Below are 18,926 nucleotides of genomic sequence, written 5' to 3' on the forward strand. Positions count from 1 at the left end.
TCAGGCGGACAACCAGCCCTGCTGACGCATCCAGTTAGCCAACAGAGGACCCTTATCGTTGCCGATGTGATCAGCTAGAACCTCGGCGGCGGCACGCTCAGGTTCTGCCCGTACCGCATCGAGCAAGGGTGCCAGCGGCAGTCCGTTCAAGTGCCAGATACCCAGTGGCTGGTCCGGTGTGATCACCACATGAGCTTCCGTAATCAGGCCGTTTTCGACCACAGGACGCATACCGGTTGTGACCACCTCCGGTGTAACCTCGATATGCAAGGGTTCAGCATCCGGCCACTGGCGCCGCGCTTGCCAGAAAGGCCGATCCGGCCACTGACTCTCCTGGGCGTAAAAGTCACGCCCGATGCGGGCAAAGCGGTAAAACAGCCCCTCGATACGCGCCTCATGGAACGCCTTGGCCAACTCTGCGCGTTCAGGGTTCTGGATTAGTGTATTGACCACTGCCGGTGCCTGCAGAGCCGATGACAACGCCTGGAAAATTCCATTCCCCGATAACGGGTCTACCGCCATGGCGGCATCCCCCACGCGGATCCAGTTATCGCCGGCGCTGCGCTCACAGAGCACCGGGCTGCTGGTGCGCGCATAAATCGACCCGACAGGCTTAGCTCCCGCCATAAAAGGCGCTGACTGCTCCAGCCGCTCCAGCCGTGCACGACACCAGTCGTCCAGCTCGCGCTTGGGTGGCAAGTTGGCGCTGGCCACATCCAGGGTAAGCTGCAGATAACGGCGGCCATCTGCACGCATGGCCATCCAGGCCCAGCCATCCTCGAAACTTTCCACGGCTGTTTTTGGTTCGGCCTCTTCACCTTGCCAATATTGCAGCAGAGACACGGTCTGCGTGCCTTTTACCCGAGACACACCCGCCGCCGGTGCGGCACGGCCGCGGGCCTCAACCAGAAACGGCGCTCGGAGCTGCAGCTCTCCACCGTCGGTCAACGCCACATCGGCCGTAAAAGCGCCTTCATGTTCCTGGCAGTTGTGTACTCGGCCCTGAACTACATCAACACCCTGCTCGGCCAGATCCTGCAGCAGGCCACGATCAAACGGCTGACGCGGAATCAAACGCTCGGTGTTGGCTGCACTGGTCTCACCATTCCAGGTCACCTGGCGTGGTGACGGCGCGGCCAATGCCTGCAACGCATGCTTGAAACCGGCCGCCTGCATGCCTTGAACGGCACGGTCAGAACTACCCTCCACCGCATCGAAGGGGCGCGGCTCGCTGACAACCGACACCGAATACCCCAGACGACGCAGGCCAAGGGCGACCGCACCACCGGCCGGGCCTCCGCCCAGAATCAAAATATCCGTATCAGCCATGAGCCGCTCCTCGTCGTTCCGGTCCTTGATACTGTGATTGCTCAATCAGCCACTGACGCGCCGCGCTAAGGCTTGGGCTCGAGGCCTGCTGCAAATAGCGCAGAAGGTGTGCACTCAGATGAGCACAGCCCAGGCTCGCCCCCGACAGCCCGCGGGTATTATCCAGCGGCAGCACACAGGCACCAAAGTCGGCGAACTCGGTTTCAAGATAGGAGATCTCTTCACGCTGGCAACGAGCATCACCGGTCATGCGGAATACACCCGGATAGTGCGCCGGATAAACCGGCTCCCCCCGTGCCGGGCTGGAAGCACAGATCAACACACCGGCTTTCAGCGCCTGCTCGCAGGCCTCACGCAGGGCCGGACGGTCCTGACGCAAGCCCAGGCTCAGATTGATCACCTGCACACCCTGCTCCACCAGCCAGTCGATGGCAGCGGCCACCTGAACAGCGGTCGTGGTTAAACGCGCCTGAAAAACCTGTGCCGAAAACACTTCCGCCTCGGGGGCCAGAGCCTGAATCACCTCGATCGTGCGGGTGCCATGACCCAGCTGATCCGGCTCCGCCTCAGCCAGCCACAACTGCCCCTCATCCAGTACAAAGGCCGCACTTTCAACCAGCTGTTGTTGTACGGAGCAGCCCGAATCAACCACCCCGACTTTCAGTGGGCTAGTGGACATCGGCCACCTCCTCAATCAGGCTCAGATGCGCATTTTGCAGCAGCAAGCGACGGTCGGCGCCGGCAAGCGTTGAGGGTCGATGACTGATCAGAATGCGGGTGCGGCCGGCAAAGAGACGATCCACCGCTGCGATCACCTGCTGCTCCGTCGCCTCATCAACGGCGGAGGTAGCCTCATCCAGCACCAGCACCGCCGGCTGCTGCAGCAGTGCACGGGCAATAGCGATACGCTGTTTCTGACCACCGGACAGCTGCTGACCGCGCTCACCCAGCGGCGTATCCAGACCTTGAGGCAGACGCTGAATCAAATCGTCCAGCTGGGCTTCCCGTGCCGCCTCACGCACCTCAGCATCACTGGCATTGGGGCAGGCATAGCGCAGGTTGTCAGCCAGGGAGCCACGGAACAGCGTAATATCCTGGGACACCACGGCGACACAGCGGCGCAGTTCCGCCAGGCTGAGTTCACGTATATCAACGCCATCCAGCAGGACTTGCCCTTCCTGGGGATCGTAATGCCGCTGCAGCAGGTCAATCAGCGTTGATTTACCCGCACCTGAAGCACCGGCCAGCGCGATCTTCAAGCCGGCTGGCAGTTCAGCGCTGACATTATCCAGCACCGGACCACGCCCATCATAAGCAAAGCTGACGTTTTCAATGCGCATCTCGCCACGCACGGGCTGAGGCAGGGATTTGGGCTCGGCTGGTGTTTCGATCTCAACCTCGGCCAGGCGCAACTCGTTAACACGATCCAGGCTGACGCTCATGCGCTGAATGGCAACATACAAGCCCAACAGACTGTTGACCGGCCCTGTGGCCATGCCCAAATACGTCGAGAAGGCAATCAGCGAGCCCAGCTGCCACTCGCCCTGAATCACCCACCAGCCACCGATCAGAAAGGCAGCGGCACGGGTCATGGACGTCAGCGTACCGGGAATGGCATGGGTAAAGAATTCGGTCACCTGCAGCTGCAGGAGTTTATCAAGATAGCTGTCATTCAGCCCGCCGAGGCGGGTACGTTCGCGCCCTTCTTGACCAGTCGACTGAATGAATTTAACCGCTGGCAGGGTTTCGACCAGAAAGCTGGACAGATCCGCCGAGCGTTCGCGCATCTCACGGGTACGCACTTCAACCTTGCGTCGCATCCAACGCAGCCAGACGATTTCCAGTGGAATGAGCACCAGCACCAGCAGCGACAACTGCCATGAAAGTGCCACCAACAACACCAGCGCACCGGCAAGACCGATAATACTGCTGACCGCAGAAAACAGGCTGTCGACGGCAAAACGTTGAATCGCGGCCACGTCGCCATCAATTCGTGACAGCAGGTCACCAATACGACGCTGGCCAAAGAACGACGGTGAAAGGCGCTGCAGATGCGCATAGAGATCGGTGCGCAGCGCAAACAGAATCCGCCCCGACAGGCGCGTGTGCAGATAGCGGTTCACCCCGGAGAGTGCAGTGCTGAGAATACCCACGAAGATCATGGCGATCGCCAGCTGCACCAGCACACCATAGTCCTTTGCGATCAAGCCATCATCAATCAGCATCTTGGTCAGCCAGGGCTGCAACAGCACGAAGGCGGAGCCGATGAACGATAAGCCCAGCAACCCGGCAATGGCACGGCGCTGCGGCTTGATGAAGCTGTACAACCAGCGAAACCCCTGCTCCAATCGGCTGCGATCGGGCGCATGGATGGCGCGTACCAGCCAGTTCAGCATCTATCTATCCTTATGTATTTCCTGGCAATATCGAGCGGCCTCTGAGCAGCTCCTGCCCAATAAAAACGGGAGGTCCGTTGCCGGCACCTCCCGTTGACTATACCTGATTTGCCGAGCGCGTCAGGTATCAGTCCTTGATGGTTGCCACACGCAGGTCAGACGTGGACATGTCACCGGTCAGCTGAATGGAGCCGATCTTGTCCAGCGTTTCACTGTCATGGACTGAGATATCGCTGCTGGTACCGCCTACGTAGATGGTTTTGCCATCACCCGAGATGTTCAGGTCGTAGTAGGTGTGACCCAGTTCATGTACCGCCAGCGTTTCGTTCTTGCTGATATCGTGCTTGGACAGCGTGTTGAAGCTGCCGTACAGGATATTGGAGTCACGCGGGTCGGTAATGAAGTTGAAGATGATGAATTCGAACGGAATGGTTTCCACACGCTCGGCTTCACCGGTCTCCAGATCCACACGGCTCATGCCCCACCACCATTCGGCGGTTTCGAAGTTCCACTCTTCAGAGTCAAACTTGGCGGTCACGTACGGCATGATGTACTCGTTGGCCTGCTCACCCTGAGAATGCATGGCGAAAGCATCAGGCGGCAACCACAGCGGGCCTTTCTCCCAGTTGGCCAGCTTGCTGACCATGCGGATATCACCGGTTTCCGGGTTGATTGCCTTGAGATCAGCACCACCCAGGATTACTTCATTCTGGGCCGTGGTGGCGATCTTGGTGATACGACGATCCACCGGGAAGGTGCGTACAACCTTGGCGTTCATACCATCTTCAATGTTGAATACGGCCAGGCGCGGCTGCATCACTTCAAAGCGGTCACGGTGCTTCTTGACCGGGTTCTGCACGGTGTACAGTTCGGTACCGTCGGCGCTGACGGTGATCGACTGCATGGAGATCACCTGCAGAGTCGGGGAAGACTGCTCGGCCTTGAAGGTCATGTCACAGTTACGAATATCGAAACCGTAAATGTCCTTGGTACCGTTACTCAGCACATAGGCGTGGGTATTGTCCGGGGACATGGCGATAGAGCCAGTACCGAACGGGCCAGGGATATCACAGGTACGCGCGATCTCGTTGGTGCTCATGTCGATCACGTGCAGCTGATTGGGACGGGTCACCGTCAGCAGGTATTCCTGGTCCGCCATGGCATAGGGTGCCACCGCTGACAGGGCTGCGCCCATCACCAGGGAGCCAGCCAGGCCGGCTGATTTGAACGTGTTAGTCAGTTTCATCTGCCAGCTCCTGTTACTGCTCATCCTCGAAGATACCATCCAGCTTGCGCCAGTCCTTGTCGGCTTTCGCCACATCCTTACCCCAGTCCGGGTAAGTGTGCATGGTGTCCGGGACCTGTGCCGGCCACCAGCAGGCGTCGGCACAACCGTACAGGTCAGATTCCATCGGCTGACACAGTGAGCCCAGACCACCAAAGGGGTCCAGCTCCCAGCCCGGGTCAGTGGTGGCCGTACAGCCCACAACGGTCTGCATGGCAACAACGTCTTCAACTTCTTCCGGGCTGACCGCCTTGTTGATCAGCTGCGCTTTCTTGTTCAGAGACTTGAGATGTTTCATTTAGCACTCCTCCTCGGAGAGACATGTGCTTCGAAGAACCCGGGGTTCTCGAGCATGATCCGCGAATACACTTCCACACCAAAGTCGACCCAGTCTCGCATCAGGTCACAGTAGTGGTAGGAAGGATGCGTCGGATCTCCATATTTGGCGTAACTTTCGTGGTAACAACCACCCGAACAGAGGTTTCGAATACGGCAGGTTTCACAACCGGTGTTGCTGCGGTCCAGGCGTTTCTCGACGAACTGACCCAGGCTGGCCTTGTCGATACCGTTTTCCACATCACCGAAGGTCTGCATGTCAGAGCCGGTAAAGCGGTGACACAGGTTCAGGTCACCATCCTTGTCGACAGCCAGCAGACCGATGCCGGCACCACAGGGCACCAGTTTCTTGTTGCCTTCATACATGTCAGTAATCAACTGATGCATGTTGCCGTAGCCGAAGTTTTCATTGCGCAGTGCGGCTTCAAGGTAACGTTTGCCCAGGCGTTTCATGCCGGCGAACACCTCGACCAGCTCTTCACCGGTCAGGTTGAATTCGGCTATATCGCCCGAGGTCACGGGGCCAAAGCCCACTTCGAAGAAGCCCAGCTCGCCGCTGAGGTGATCGTAGATTTTCTCCACATCGGTGATGCCACGTGTCAGCGTGACACGGCAGCCCACCGGGCGCGCGTTGTAACGGGCCAGCAGCATTTCCACCTTGCGGCGGACCACATCGTAGGTACCCTGACCACCAACGGTAATCCGGTTCTTGTCGTGCATCGCCTTGGGGCCATCCATGGAGATGGTCAGGCCGAAGCGATGCTCGTTGAACCAGTCCACCAGCTCTTCGTTAAGCAGGGTGGCGTTGGTTGTCATGGTAAAGTCGACAGTGGCATCCAGCTTGGAAAAGCGCTCCTCGCAATAGGCCACGACATCTCGGATCAGTGACATATTGGACAGCGGCTCACCACCGAAGAAGACCACGTTGTACGCGGGCTGGTTCGGCGATTCCCTCAGCAACATTTCGACCGACTTGATCGCCGTCTCATAGGCCATTTTCTCGCCCTTGGACGGCGTCGTCAGGTCTTCCTTGTAGCAGTAGGTGCAGCTGAGATTGCAGCCGGTGTTAACGTTCAGCACCACAGTGGTCAGCGGAAACTGTTCCACTTTCTGCGGATCCGGGTTGATGCGGGCAACCGCACCGGGCTCGGAAATCACTTCCAGTGAGCGCAGCTCCTCAATCACTTCGGAGACCGCTTCCTGCGAATAGCGCGCATGCAGTTCAGCCAACTGCTGGTGTGATACCTGCTCATGGCGATCGAACAGCTGCAACAGTTCGCGCCCGAGATCATCGAGTTCGAAAATGCTGCTGCTGGGGATGTGAAACAGCATCTGGCGGGCATCAACATCAACCCTGTGCAGATTCGGTTTCACCAGTGTCATGGCGCCCATGATTCACCTCTTTGTTGTTCTGTTGGGTGGCTACTTTTTGTTGTCGGGTGTCAGAGGCTTAGTCCAGTACGCGGCGTACGAAGTCCTGCACCGCTACCAGCATGCTGCCTTCGCCTTCAACGGTGGTATCACCGTCTTTAACACTTGCTACCACTGCCAGACGACCAACGTTGTTGGCACTCATCTTACGGGCCGGGTTCGGACCGGCATCACCCGGTGTAAAGATGCCTGCGGCATTGATCATGCCGGCATATTTGTCATCTTTATCATGGGCAGCCACTTCGTCGGCCGGCTTGATGCTCCACTGTGCCGGCATGTAGCCCAGACGCAGGTCGTCATCCGTACCCGCTTCGCCATCAGCACCCGCGCTGTAGCCCACGGCACGATAATTGGCACGTACCTTGGCCATGGCGCTGTCAGCACCACCGTTACGGGTTACCGCGTTGGCCGGCTGTACTTCAACACGGGCCAGTTCGCTGTATACGGCCAGCTCGGCATTAGCCTTGCCAACGGATACGGAACGCATGCCTTCTGCACCGTTCGCCTTGGCGATCACGGTAATACGGTCCTTGCTGCGAGAAACCACTTTCTCGACTGCAACACCCTCGCCCAGATTGATCTCGCCATCCAGGTTCTGGCCAACCAGCGTCAGCTCGGTGCTGACACCGGAGCGCAGGTAAGACGGCTGAACCGCAACGATGTCCGCAGCACCCTGATCACGCACGGCCATCAGGTCACCACCGATTTCACGCTCAGCAGCCAGGAACATGCGGCCTTCCAGGTTGTTGCCGGCCTTGTCTGCCGCCATCACCTGGCGCATTTTCACGCCGTCAATGGTCAGGCTGGCACGCCATTCGAAGCCGGTATAGACGGTTGCATTACCCTTGCCGGCCAGCTTGCTGCCATCGGCGTAGGTGCCTTCGATATCCAGGTCATACTTGCCTTCGCCGGTCTTGGCAGCCGACATCCAGGCATCAAACTCGCCCTTGCCCGGAATAAAGCCGGTTACACGCCAGCGGCCCATGAGGTCGCTCTTGTCAGCGGCTTTCCAGTTGCTCCAGGCATTGGTTTCAAACGGGAACTGTTCGGCCAGCTTAACAGCGGTGTCGTTGCGTGCGATATCGAACCACTGACGGTCACGTGCCAGGGAGTGGAATTCAGTAGTCGGGAACTGCCCCATGTGGAAATCAACCAGGTATTTCCACTCCTGCTCGGTACGGCGCTGCAGGCTGAAACGGGCACCGGAGTGACAGCGTGCGCACATTTCTGCAGTACCCGGCTCAATACCGGTTTCCACGATATTGGTATCCTGCTCCAGCAGGTAGCGGTAGCCTTCGGTCTCTTCCGGCGCCAGGCCCTGAGTATCCGCCAGGTATTTAACCAGCGCACGCTTCTCCTCGGTGGAGATCTGCAGGTTGCGCAGGTGAATCATGCGGTTCAGCGTCATGTGCCAGCCTTCCGGCGTTTTACGCTGTTCACTGATACGGGAGAAGCTGGGCGCCTCAGCCGTACCGCTTTCGGTATGACAGGCCAGGCAGCGGTCCCGGATGATCTGTTGTGCGTCCTGAGCCAGAAGCGGGGTACTGGCCAGACCGGCCAATGCCAACACGCCTGTGCTCAACAGCGCACGTTTGGAATTATTATTACTCAATGCCATCACTCCCTTACTGATGAGATGGATCTTCTTCTATTGTGCCCAAGCGGTGACGCGGCTCTGCAACGCACTACCCGCTTCAGTGGTCATAGCTAAACTAAACACGCCATGTAAATGAATTATCTAGCTTTTGTGCTAAGTTGTGCCCAGATGTAACAGAATGTAAAAAGCCCTTTCACTTTTTCGTCACACAACGGATATTGCCTTTTTCACCATTCGGCTGCTGTTCCCGAGGCTCAAGCGATGCAGACTTCATACGCCCCTGCGCACATACTGATTGTAGAAGATGATTTGGCGTCCAGGTCCCTGCTGGTCAGTTACTTTGAAAACGAAGGCTACCGGGTCTCGGAAACGGACCAGGCAGATGACTTGCACGAGCGCATCGAGCAGGAAGGGATTGATTTGATTTTGCTGGATATCAGCCTGCCCGGAAAAGACGGACTGACCGTCACCCGCGAGCTGCGGGCAGCCTCCCGTGTGGGCATTATTCTGGTCACCAGCAAGGGCGATGAAATCGACCGTATTGTCGGCCTTGAGCTGGGTGCTGACGACTACGTCACCAAACCCTTCAACCCGCGTGAGCTGCTGGTCAGAGCCAAGAACCTGCTCTGGCGTATCCAGACCGCCTTGCCTGAAGGCGATGACAAGGCCCCCGTGCGTACCGGCGCCAAAGGCTATACCTTCGAGGGCTGGCACCTGGACCCCTTCAAGCGCCAGCTAACCAGCCCTGAGGGTGAGCAGGAGCGCTTACCCGAAGGCGAGTTCAAGCTGCTGCAGACACTGGCGGAACACCCGGGACAGGTGCTGTCCCGCGATCAGCTGATGGATGCCATCCATGATCGTGAATGGACCCCCAACGACCGCTCGGTGGATGTGCTCATTGGCCGTTTGCGCCGCAAACTGGGCGACAATCCGTCCAACCCGCAGCTGATTCTGACCGCCCACGGGGCCGGCTACATGTTTGCCGGTGATACTCGCTGATGCAAACCCCGGACGGCTATCGCCTGCAGCAACGCCTGCACCAGAGCAAACAGATGGAAGTCTGGCGTGCGCTGCGTTTGCGCGATAACGTCAGCGTTATCATCAAGCAGCTGGATGCCGTCCACTGTAACCATGAACACCTGAGCCGCTTTCAGCATGAGTACGACATGCTGTCCCGGCTGCAGATCCCCGGCATAGTGCGGCCGCTGGAACTGCTGCAACTGGACCGTGGCCCCACCGCGCTCTACAGCGACTCCCACTCGATTCCCGTGCGCCAGCTGATGCAACACGAGCAACTGCCCTGGACACGCTGGCTGGCCATCATCATCAAGGCCGCCAACCTGCTGGGCCGCTTGCACGAAGCCGGTATCATCCATAAACAGATCACACCTGATCATGTGCTGGTCAACCCCGATACCGGCATGGTGGAGCTGATCGGCTTCTCGCGCTGTACCGGGTTAAGTCGAGAGCAAGCCAGCTGGCACACCCCGGACCTGAGTCTGGAAGGCCTGGCCTATATCGCGCCGGAACAGACCGGTCGCATCAACCGCAGCATCGATTACCGCAGCGATTACTACAGCCTCGGCGCCAGCTTTTACGAAATGGTGACCCAGCGCCCGCCGTTCGTCAGCGAAGACGGCATGGAGCTGGTGCATGATCATATCGCCAAACAGGTTCGCCAGCCGCATCTGCTCAATCCGCAGCTGCCGGAAATGCTGTCGCGGGTGATCCTCAAGCTGCTGTCCAAGGACGCGGCCCAGCGCTATCAGTCCAGTGTCGGTCTTACCCATGACTTGCAGCTCTGTTTGCAGGCCCATCATCGGCAACGTTTTCCGGGCGACTTCCAGCCGGGACAGGAAGACCTGTCCGCGCGCTTCCAGATCCCGCAGCGCCTGTATGGCCGTGAAGCACTGCTGCAGCAGCTGCAGCATCTTTATGACCACAGCAGCGCCCACCGCCACCCGTTCATTCTGATTCACGGCTACGCCGGTGTCGGTAAAACCAGTCTGGTACACGAACTGCGCCAGTATGTGAATGAACAGGGCGGACGCTTTACCAGCGGCAAGTTTGACCAGTTCCGCCGCAACCGGCCCTATTTCGCTATCGTTCAGGCCCTGCAAGGCCTGGTACGGCAGATGCTGACCGAGCCGGAACAGCGCATTGCCGAACTGCGTGAAGCCCTCCTCCTGCATATCGGCAGTCAGGCGCAGGTGCTGCTGAAACTGATCCCCGAACTGGAGTTGATTATCGGCCAGCAGCCCGATGTGCCTGCATTGCCTCCGGTGGAGGAGCAAAGCCGGTTTTCCCGCCTGTTCTCACAACTGCTGCACGTACTGGCCTCGCCGCAACGCCCACTGGTGCTGTTCCTGGACGACCTGCACTGGGCCGACCTGGCCTCACTGCATTTGATTGAAGCCCTGGCCGGACAGGAACGCCCCATCGGTCTGATGCTGATCGCCAGTTATCGTGACCATGAGTTGAGCGCGACTCATCCGCTCAAGGTCAGCCTCGACCGCATGGCGCGCTCAACGCCGGAACCGGTTGAGCTGTCACTACAGCCGTTGGATCTGGATCAGGTTACCCAGCTGATTGCTGATACCCTGCGTGTGGAGCGCAGTCGTTGCCGCAGCCTGGCCAGGGTCTGCATCGAAAAAACCCAGGGCAACCCCTTCTTCCTTAACCAGTTCCTGCACTCATTGCATGAAGAGGGGCTGATCAACTTCCGTGAGCAGCAATGGCAATGGGATGAGCAGGCGATCCATGCCCAGGAAATGACCGATAACGTCATCGAGCTGATGGTCAACAAGATCCAGAAGCTGGCCGCCGCGACTCAGGCGGTACTGCCTCTGGCCGCCTGCATCGGCAGCAGTTTCAATCTGCGCACCCTGTCACTGGTGAGCGGCCTGACACCCCGTGTGGTCGCCGACCGCCTCTGGCCGGCCATGACCGAGGGCCTGATTCTGTCCCAGGACGACAGCTACCGCCTGTTCCAGCATCAGGAGCCCGAACGCTCGCGCTACCGCTTTGTACATGACCGCGTACAGCAAGCTGCCTACTCATTGATTGCCGATGACGAGCTGGAAGAGCTGCACCTGCAGATTGGTCAGCAGCTGTGCGCCAGCCTGACCACTGCCGAGGTCGAGACTCGCATCTTCGAGATTACCAACCATCTCAACCAGGCCCACAGCCTGCTCAAGACCCAGGCCGAGCGTACCCGACTGGCCGAGTTGAACCTGAAGGCCGGGCTCAAGGCACGCGAATCCGCGGCCTTTGCGTCGGCCCGTGAATATTACGACCAGGGCCTGAATCTGCTGCCAGAAGACGCCTGGAACAGCTGCTACCGCCTGACATTGAGCCTGCACACCGCAGCCGCCGACTGCGCCAATATTTTGGGCCATAAGCAGCGCATGCTGGAGTTGATCGAAGCAATCGACCGTCACGGCCAGGCCCTGCTCGACCGCATTCAGGCCTACGAGATCCAGATCCAGTCCCAGGTGGCCAACAACGAGTTCGGCAGCGCGCTGGATACGGCACTGAGTACCCTGCAGCAGCTGGGCGTCAGCATTCCTGCTGACCCATCCACCACCCAACTACTCAGAGCCGTGGGCAAAACCCAATGGCTGCTGCGACGCACGGCGCCAGAGCGTATTCCCGAACTGCCTGCCATGAGCGATCCTCAGCTGGCCGCCGCCATGCCGCTGCTGGCCAGCATGTTCGGTGCCATCAAGTTTTCCAGCTCAGGACTGCGCCCGCTGGTCATGGCGCGTCAGGTCGAGCTGACACTCAAGCACGGCCTCACCCCCTCATCGGCCCAGGCCTTTGCCGGCTATGGCGGCGTACTCTGCGGCCAGTTCAGCATGATTGAGCAGGGTTACCAGCTGGGACAGCTGGCAATGGAGCTGGATCGGCGTTACCTGTCGCCGCTGACGCACCACCGTACCCTGTCGCTGTTCGACTCCTATGTTCGCCACTACCGCGAGCCACTGCGCAACTGCCTGGAATCCCTGCTCAACGCGCACCAGTTGGCACAGGAAGCCGGTGATATGGAATGGGGTGCCTACGCCCTGGCCGCTTATATCCAGTATGCCTTTCAACTCTGTGCCAACCTGGATGAACTGCAGCCGCGTCTGGAACAGTATGCTGACCAATTGTCACAATCCGGCCAGCAACAGTCCCTGCAGTATTCCCTGTTTGTGCTCCAGACCATGGCCAACCTGCGCGGCCATTGCGCCGACCCGCTGAAGTTCACCGGCCCCTTCTACCACGAAGAAGAAGGCCTGAAAGAGCTTGAGCGCGAGCACCACATGACCGCCATCTGCCTGCACCATTACTACAAGGCATTGATCTGTTACCTGCTGGGCGAGTACAAATCGGCTTACCTGCATACGGAATCCGGCATGGCGCTGCTATCTTCCATCAGCGGTACCTTTACCGGCCCCTGGCTGCAGGCATTGCACGGACTCAGTATCCTGGCGCTGCTGCCGGATACCAGCATTTTGCAGCAACCCTCTCGCATTAAGCGGGTGCAACGCATTCTGCGCAAGGTGCGTAAACTCAGCCGCTACTGCCCTGAAAACCACCAGCATCATGTTGACCTGCTGCAGGCCGAGCTCTTCCGCAGCCAGCACAAATACAGCAAGGCCATGGACCTTTATGAGCAGGCCATCGAACGTGCCCGCCATCAGGGGTTCAAAATGGAAGAAGCCATGGCCGCCGAACTGGCAGGCCGCTTCTATCTGGAGTGGGATAAACCGGGCATCGCCCGTACCTACCTTCAGGATGCTTACAGCCGCTATGCGGAATGGGGTGCCCAGGCCAAACTGGAACAGATGCAACAGGCCTATCCATTTGCACTTGAGCGACCGCTGCAGGCAGGTGTCGCCGAATCAGCGCCGGGCCAGACCCTGAGCCCGCAATCGCTGGACAACCAGGCCTTCGATATCAACTCGGTAATCCACGCTTCCCAGGCTATCTCCGATGAGATTGTGCTGGAGCGACTACTGGAACAGCTGATGCAGCTGGCCTTGCAAAACGCTGGTGCCCAGCGCGCCATCCTCATGCTGCGACGCCCGGATGGTCTGTTCCTGGAAGCTGAGATTTGCCATAACCAGCCGCCCCGACTCTTTACCGATCAGGCACTTGAGGCCAGTGCCGAGCTGCTGCCATTGAGCATCGTGCACTATGTGACCCGTACCAAGGATGATGTGGTGCTGGGCAATGCCGTCGAGCATCAGATGTTTCAGCACGACCCCTATATTCGTCACCACCAGCCGCGTTCGCTGCTGGCCATTCCGATTCTTTACCACGGTGACCTGACCGCTGTGCTCTACCTGGAACACACCGAGAGCCGTGACGTTTTTAATCGCAATCGTCTGAAAACTCTACAGATACTGGCGGCGCAGGCGGCGATCTCTATTGAAAACGCCAAGTTGTATCAGAGCCTGGAACAGTCGGAACGTGAGTACCGTTCACTGTTTGAAAATGCCAGCGAGGGTATCTTCCGTATCGACCAGAACGGCCGCTTCATTTCCGCCAACCCGGCGCTGATCGAGCTGCTGGGATACAGCAGTGCAGACGCATTTTTCAGCCAGGTAACGGATGTGATCCGTGATTGCTTCATCTCGCGCCAGGAGTGCCGGGCTTTTCTGGGTGAGCTGAGCCAGCAGGAGCATGTCAGCGGTTTTGAAAGCCGCTGGCGTCGTGCCGATGGCTCCGAGGTATTCGTGGCTATTTCGGCGCACTGCATCACTGACGAGAAGCATGATCAGCTCTGCTACGAGGGCTCAATCACCGATATCAGTGAGCGCAAGGCTAAGGAACAGGCCGAGCTGGCCCGGGAGAAAGCAGAAGCCGCCAGCGAAGCCAAGAGCCTGTTCCTGGCTTCCATGAGCCACGAGATCCGCACGCCGATGAACGGCATTCTGGGCATGGCTCAACTGCTGATGCGTACCGAGCTGCCAGCTGCGCAGCAGGAACAGGTCCAGGCTATTTACCGCTCCGGCCAATCCCTGCTCAGCATCCTCAACGATGTGCTCGACTTCACCAAGATTGAAGCCGGCCAGATGGAGCTGGAAGCGACTCCCTTCAAGCTGAATGAGCAGCTTGAACAGCTGCGCCAACTGCTCTCCCCCATGGCGCAGGAAAAACACCTCGACCTGATTTTGCGGTGCGACGACAGCCTGCCGGAGTCCGTACTGGGCGATGCCCGCGCGCTGAACCAGGTTTTGCTCAACCTCTGCACCAACGCGCTCAAGTTCACCCATGAGGGCTATGTACTGATCAAGGCACGTGCCTTGAGCTGCGATAAACCGGAGCAGCACCGCATCCGCTTTGAAGTGGAAGACACCGGTATCGGCATCCCTGCCAGCGCTCACGAACGCATCTTCACCCACTTCAGCCAGGCCGACAGCTCCATTACGCGTCGCTTCGGTGGCACCGGACTAGGCCTGTCGATCTGCAAGCGCCTGGTAGACCTTCAGCAGGGCAAAATCGGCTTTGACAGTGCAGAGGGTCGGGGTACCAGTTTCTGGGTGGAACTGGACTACGTGGCCACCACCACACCTCATACCGTGATTGCTCAGGAACCAACCAGGGCACGCGACTGCGCACTGGATATCCTGTTGGTTGAAGACACCCCGATCAACCAGCAGGTCACGGTGGGATTACTGGAGTCCGAAGGCCACCGTGTCAGTGTCGCGGACGATGGCTACACGGCCCTGTCGATGCACAACGACCACGCCTACGACCTGGTACTGATGGATATACATCTGCCGGATATGGACGGGATCGAAACGGCTCGGCGCATGCGTGAGCACTCCAACCCCCAGCGCGCTGGCGTGCGCATTATTGCCCTGACCGCATCAGTCACACCAGCTGAAGTGCGCCGTTACGAAGAAGCCGGGATGGATGCCGTAGTGGGCAAGCCCCTGCAGTTTGGCGAGCTACGCCGCCAGCTGCACGGCGCATCAGATACACCGCCAGCGCCGGCCATGCCACCGGCAGCGCTGGAGTATCTGGACCTTAACCTGCTGCATCAGCACCAGAATATGCTCGGCCCTCAACGCTTCAATGAGCTCTGTGATCAGATGGAACAGCAGTGCCTGCAACTATTGTCACAACTGCAAAGCGCTGTGGGTGAGTCACAAACCGAACTGCTGCATAAGCTGGCCGGCACGCTGGGTAACTTCGGCATGCCCAAGGCGGCAGCCTGCTGCCGTACGCTGGAACAATCAGGCGAGCGTTCTGCAGATGCCATAGCACAACTGGACAGCCTCTGCCGCGCCAGCCTGGGGTCACTGAAACAGCATTTTGCCCAGGACCAGACGGCTTAATCGAGCACCAGCGGCTTTAGCCAGCGGTAGTCTTCGGCACTGACCGGGACAATCCCCTGAGCACGCTTTTGCTTCAATAACAGATCAAGCGCCGGTGATGGCTGCAGCAAGGCCTGCGAGAGCGCCTCGGTCAGCTCGGGACAAAGGTGGCTGCTGGAGACGATAGGATCGTAGTGGATGGGCGGTGAGCGCCATAACTCCCGCCATTCACCGGCCTCAGCCTCCCCCCGCTCGATATAGGCATCCGCTTCGCGGCTGGCGACAAAGGCAGCCTCAACCTGCCCCGCCTGCAGCGCTTTCAGGGCACGGTCATGGGAGCCGGCATAGACCAAATGCGAGGCCAGCCGGTCCAGCGCCAGCCCGGTATCCTCGACAAACCGCGTACGGGGAATTACACCACCTGAGGTACTGTTCGGATCGGTCAGAGCAATGGCCTGCCCTTGCAGATCTTCTGGTGCCGCGTAAGTCTCACCCTGTCTGACCAGCAACAGGGAGTTGTAGTAACTGCCCTCAGGCGAGAAGGTACCACCGGCAAAGCTGTAGGACCCAATGGGCTTGATACCGGGGTCACGCTCACTGGCCTTGAGGTAAGACGCCGGCCCCATCTCCGCCAGATCAACGGCACCGGATACGATGCTTTCGATAACCGCCTGGTAGGAGTGTGCGGCAATGGTTACCACCGGGATGCCCAACACCTCTTCCAGATGCAGGCGCATGGGCTCAAAGGCTTCATATTGCAGCTGCTGGGACTGCTTGGGCACCGTTACAAAGCGCAGTATTTCCGGCTGCTTGCAGGTGTCTGCCTGCACTGCCCCCGCTGCCAGCATCAACATGGCCACCAACACACGCCTGATCATCTTCATAGCTTCACCTTGCGTTTGGGGGTTTGCAGATAATCCCGTACTTCAGCTTCCTCAACGGCGCGGCTGAAGAGAAAACCCTGAGCCTCATCACAGCCAGCCAGCTTGAGGTACACCAGCTGATCAGGTGTTTCCACACCCTTGGCCACCACTCTCAGGCGCATCTTGCGCGCAACCGAGATCGTGGCCGACAGCAATACATTGTCATCAAAACTGTTACGAATATGTCGAATCAGTGCCGGACTCAGCTTGATACAGTTAAATGGCAAACGAGAGACACGCTGCAGCCCCTCTTCGCTGGAGCCGAAGTCATCCATCACCAGTCCGACACCCAGCTCGCTGACCAGGCGGAGCTGGCGTATGGCCTGATCACCCAGATGCTGCAGATCCTGATCCCCAATCTCCAGTTCAAGCCAGCCGGGGGTTAAGCGGTACTCCTCAATCAGCATGCGCAGTTGCCCCGGCAAGGTCGGGTCATTGATTTGAGAAGCCGACAGGTTCAGCGCCACCGGCAGAATATCGAGCCCTTCATCCGCCCACTGACGCAGCTGCTGTGCCAACTGCCGCAGCAGCTGGTAGCCCAGGGCAGGCATGAGCTGCTGCTGTTCAACCAGCGGCAGAAAGACGGCAGGCATAAGCAGCCCCTGCTGAGGTGACTCCCAGCGCACCAGCGCTTCAAAGCCGCCGGTTTCATAACCTCGCAAGAAGAGGCGCGGCTGGAAGTGCAGCTGGAACTCGCCCCGCTCGATCGCCTCCGGAATCAGCGCCTGCAACTCTTCGGTTGAAACCTCCTGTGCCGCATCCTGACTGTCAAACAGCCGGAACTGGGCACGCCCGCCACGTTTGGCGCGGTACATGGCGATGTCGGCATGCTTGATCAGGGTTTCGATATCCATGCCGTCTCGCGGTGCCATGGCCACACCGATACTGGGACTGGTCGCCAGACCACCCGCCTCAAGCTCTGGATAGGGCGCTGCCAGCACATCCACCAGACGCTGAACCTTCTGCTCCACATCCGCTTGCTGCTTGACGGCCGTCAGCATCACTACAAACTCGTCACCACCAAAACGGCTGACAATATCGCTTTCACGCAGGTTATCGGTGAGGCGCCGGGCCACTTCCTGCAGCAGGTTGTCACCCACCTTGTGACCCAGGGTGTCATTGATCGCCTTGAACCTGTCCAGGTCAATAAAGCAGACGGCCGCAAAACGTCCCTGTCGTTTGGATCCGGCCAGATGTGAATGTCCCAGCTCGGTAAAGAGACGTCGGTTGTACAGGCCGGTCAGGTGGTCGCGCGAAGCAGCCTTCACACTGTCTTCATGCTCGCGCCGCAGCCGGGCGAGCAACTTCATGTTGCGCTGCTCAGACTGCTGCAGCTCTCGCAGCTGCACTTCCCGCACATGCATCATGCGCAGCAGCCAGAGCAAGCCGCCAGCAGCAATCAGCGTAATGATGACCACTGACACCAGAAACTTGTTGCGCTGGCGATGATATCCGGCCAGGGCTTCACTTTCGGATTGCCGCACCGCAATCACCAAAGGTGCCCGCTCGAGCTTGGCAAAGTGGCCCAGATAGTAACGCTGGTTGTCGGTATGCAAGTCCCGGGTAGTGCCCTGGTTAAGCCGCGACTTCAACAGTACGGTGTTATCAAATGCCGAGCGCCCGGTCACCAGGCCTCCCCGCTCGGCGCGCAGCAGCTCGGCGCCCTGCGCAGTTAAGACATGGATACTGGTTTCCCGCCCCAGCTGCAGGTTCTGATAGAGGTTAAGCAGGTAGCCCAGGTCCATTTCCAGTACCAGCAGGCAGCAATCGGACCTGCCCGGAGTGTTAATCGGCATGGCCAGAGGCACACTCCAGGACTTGCCGAGGGCTTCAGAGGGCAGAATGTTGATGGGCCAGGTTCTCTGGTGAGAAAGGCTTGCTTGCCATCCCTGCTGCAGCCTGGGCAGGTTGGTCGCCGAGGTCGAATTCAGCACCCGCCCATCACGACTGTAAACGGTCATGCGCGTGAACACGGGGTCGGTCGCCATCAGCGTTGCCAGCGGCCCGGCAGCGGGCAATTCGCCACGCGAGAGCTGCAACCGCACCAGCGTCTTGAATGCCTCGGTACGGTCCAGCACCTGATTGATGTTTTCAGACACTACCAAAGAAAGGTTCTGCAGGATGACCTTGTGTTCATCAAGCACCTGTTCGCGATTCTGGCGCAGCTGGTAGCCGGCAAAGATCCAGGTTGCCAAAATCACCAGCATCGCCAAGGCGATCAGCACACCTTGCAATGAAGAAATCGTAATGGCATCACGCTCTAAAGGGGGGCTCAAGCTGGTACATCCCTGTCACGTCAGAAGGCAAATCGCTGTATTA

Annotated in this window: 11 protein-coding genes; 2 read left to right on the forward strand and 9 right to left on the reverse strand. The window is 58.9% G+C overall.

All coding sequences use genetic code 11. The features are described 5' to 3' along the window. The 7 genes from qhpG to peaA form a co-directional block, all read right to left on the reverse strand. On the reverse strand, window positions 1-1,329 hold the full coding sequence (gene qhpG, locus BW956_RS07240; protein ID WP_076461987.1) for a flavin-dependent monooxygenase QhpG: 1,329 nt from the start codon (window positions 1,327-1,329) through the stop codon (window positions 1-3). Further along, the gene (gene qhpE / locus BW956_RS07245; RefSeq protein WP_076461989.1) at window positions 1,322-2,008 is read right to left on the reverse strand and encodes a subtilisin-like serine protease QhpE; all 687 of its coding nucleotides are present in this window, start codon (window positions 2,006-2,008) and stop codon (window positions 1,322-1,324) included. The genes qhpG and qhpE overlap by 8 nt, the downstream gene beginning before the upstream one ends. After that, window positions 1,998-3,725 (reverse strand): ABC transporter ATP-binding protein, encoded by a 1,728-nt coding sequence (locus tag BW956_RS07250; RefSeq protein WP_076461991.1) that lies wholly within the window; start codon window positions 3,723-3,725, stop codon window positions 1,998-2,000. Before BW956_RS07250 ends, qhpE begins: the two co-directional genes overlap by 11 nt. 127 nt (window positions 3,726-3,852) lie before the next feature. Continuing rightward, complete coding sequence (peaD, locus tag BW956_RS07255; protein WP_076461993.1) at window positions 3,853-4,971, reverse strand: quinohemoprotein amine dehydrogenase subunit beta; 1,119 nt, start codon at window positions 4,969-4,971, stop codon at window positions 3,853-3,855. A 13-nt stretch (window positions 4,972-4,984) separates the two neighbouring features. Further along, window positions 4,985-5,308, reverse strand: coding sequence for a quinohemoprotein amine dehydrogenase subunit gamma (qhpC, locus tag BW956_RS07260; protein WP_010323762.1), 324 nt, complete (start codon window positions 5,306-5,308; stop codon window positions 4,985-4,987). Then, the gene (gene peaB / locus BW956_RS07265) at window positions 5,305-6,738 is read right to left on the reverse strand and encodes a quinohemoprotein amine dehydrogenase maturation protein (RefSeq protein WP_076461995.1); all 1,434 of its coding nucleotides are present in this window, start codon (window positions 6,736-6,738) and stop codon (window positions 5,305-5,307) included. Before peaB ends, qhpC begins: the two co-directional genes overlap by 4 nt. Before the next feature lie 58 nt (window positions 6,739-6,796). Beyond that, window positions 6,797-8,395 carry a quinohemoprotein amine dehydrogenase subunit alpha gene (peaA, locus tag BW956_RS07270; RefSeq protein ID WP_076461997.1) on the reverse strand — a complete coding sequence of 533 codons (1,599 nt, stop codon included), beginning with the start codon at window positions 8,393-8,395 and terminating at the stop codon, window positions 6,797-6,799. A gap of 240 nt (window positions 8,396-8,635) precedes the next feature. Between peaA and BW956_RS07275 the strand changes: the two genes are divergently transcribed. Next, the gene (locus BW956_RS07275; RefSeq protein ID WP_076461999.1) at window positions 8,636-9,373 is read left to right on the forward strand and encodes a response regulator; all 738 of its coding nucleotides are present in this window, start codon (window positions 8,636-8,638) and stop codon (window positions 9,371-9,373) included. Next, on the forward strand, window positions 9,373-15,705 hold the full coding sequence (locus BW956_RS07280) for an AAA family ATPase (protein WP_076462001.1): 6,333 nt from the start codon (window positions 9,373-9,375) through the stop codon (window positions 15,703-15,705). The genes BW956_RS07275 and BW956_RS07280 overlap by 1 nt, the downstream gene beginning before the upstream one ends. Here BW956_RS07280 and BW956_RS07285 read toward each other — a convergent pair. Together BW956_RS07285 and BW956_RS07290 are read right to left on the reverse strand one after the other, a co-directional pair. Next, complete coding sequence (locus BW956_RS07285) at window positions 15,702-16,568, reverse strand: phosphate/phosphite/phosphonate ABC transporter substrate-binding protein (RefSeq protein ID WP_076462003.1); 867 nt, start codon at window positions 16,566-16,568, stop codon at window positions 15,702-15,704. The two genes, BW956_RS07280 and BW956_RS07285, sit on opposite strands and share 4 nt — an antisense overlap. Next, window positions 16,565-18,883, reverse strand: a complete 2,319-nt coding sequence (locus BW956_RS07290) for a putative bifunctional diguanylate cyclase/phosphodiesterase (RefSeq protein WP_076462005.1) — start codon at window positions 18,881-18,883, stop codon at window positions 16,565-16,567. The genes BW956_RS07285 and BW956_RS07290 overlap by 4 nt, the downstream gene beginning before the upstream one ends. Between the last annotated feature and the right edge of the window lie 43 nt (window positions 18,884-18,926).

Origin of the sequence: Marinobacterium stanieri (assembly GCF_900155945.1) — a bacterium.
Lineage (GTDB): Bacteria > Pseudomonadota > Gammaproteobacteria > Pseudomonadales > Balneatricaceae > Marinobacterium > Marinobacterium stanieri.

Bases quoted from the DNA above. Each gene is read 5' to 3' on its own strand.
- BW956_RS07275 (WP_076461999.1), top strand. From the start codon at position 8,636: ATGCAGACTTCATACGCCCCTGCGCACATACTGATTGTAGAAGATGAT.
- qhpC (WP_010323762.1), bottom strand. From the start codon at position 5,308: ATGAAACATCTCAAGTCTCTGAACAAGAAAGCGCAGCTGATCAACAAG.
- peaA (WP_076461997.1), bottom strand. From the start codon at position 8,395: ATGGCATTGAGTAATAATAATTCCAAACGTGCGCTGTTGAGCACAGGC.
- qhpG (WP_076461987.1), bottom strand. From the start codon at position 1,329: ATGGCTGATACGGATATTTTGATTCTGGGCGGAGGCCCGGCCGGTGGT.
- peaD (WP_076461993.1), bottom strand. From the start codon at position 4,971: ATGAAACTGACTAACACGTTCAAATCAGCCGGCCTGGCTGGCTCCCTG.
- BW956_RS07285 (WP_076462003.1), bottom strand. From the start codon at position 16,568: ATGAAGATGATCAGGCGTGTGTTGGTGGCCATGTTGATGCTGGCAGCG.
- peaB (WP_076461995.1), bottom strand. From the start codon at position 6,738: ATGGGCGCCATGACACTGGTGAAACCGAATCTGCACAGGGTTGATGTT.
- qhpE (WP_076461989.1), bottom strand. From the start codon at position 2,008: ATGTCCACTAGCCCACTGAAAGTCGGGGTGGTTGATTCGGGCTGCTCC.
- BW956_RS07280 (WP_076462001.1), top strand. From the start codon at position 9,373: ATGCAAACCCCGGACGGCTATCGCCTGCAGCAACGCCTGCACCAGAGC.
- BW956_RS07250 (WP_076461991.1), bottom strand. From the start codon at position 3,725: ATGCTGAACTGGCTGGTACGCGCCATCCATGCGCCCGATCGCAGCCGA.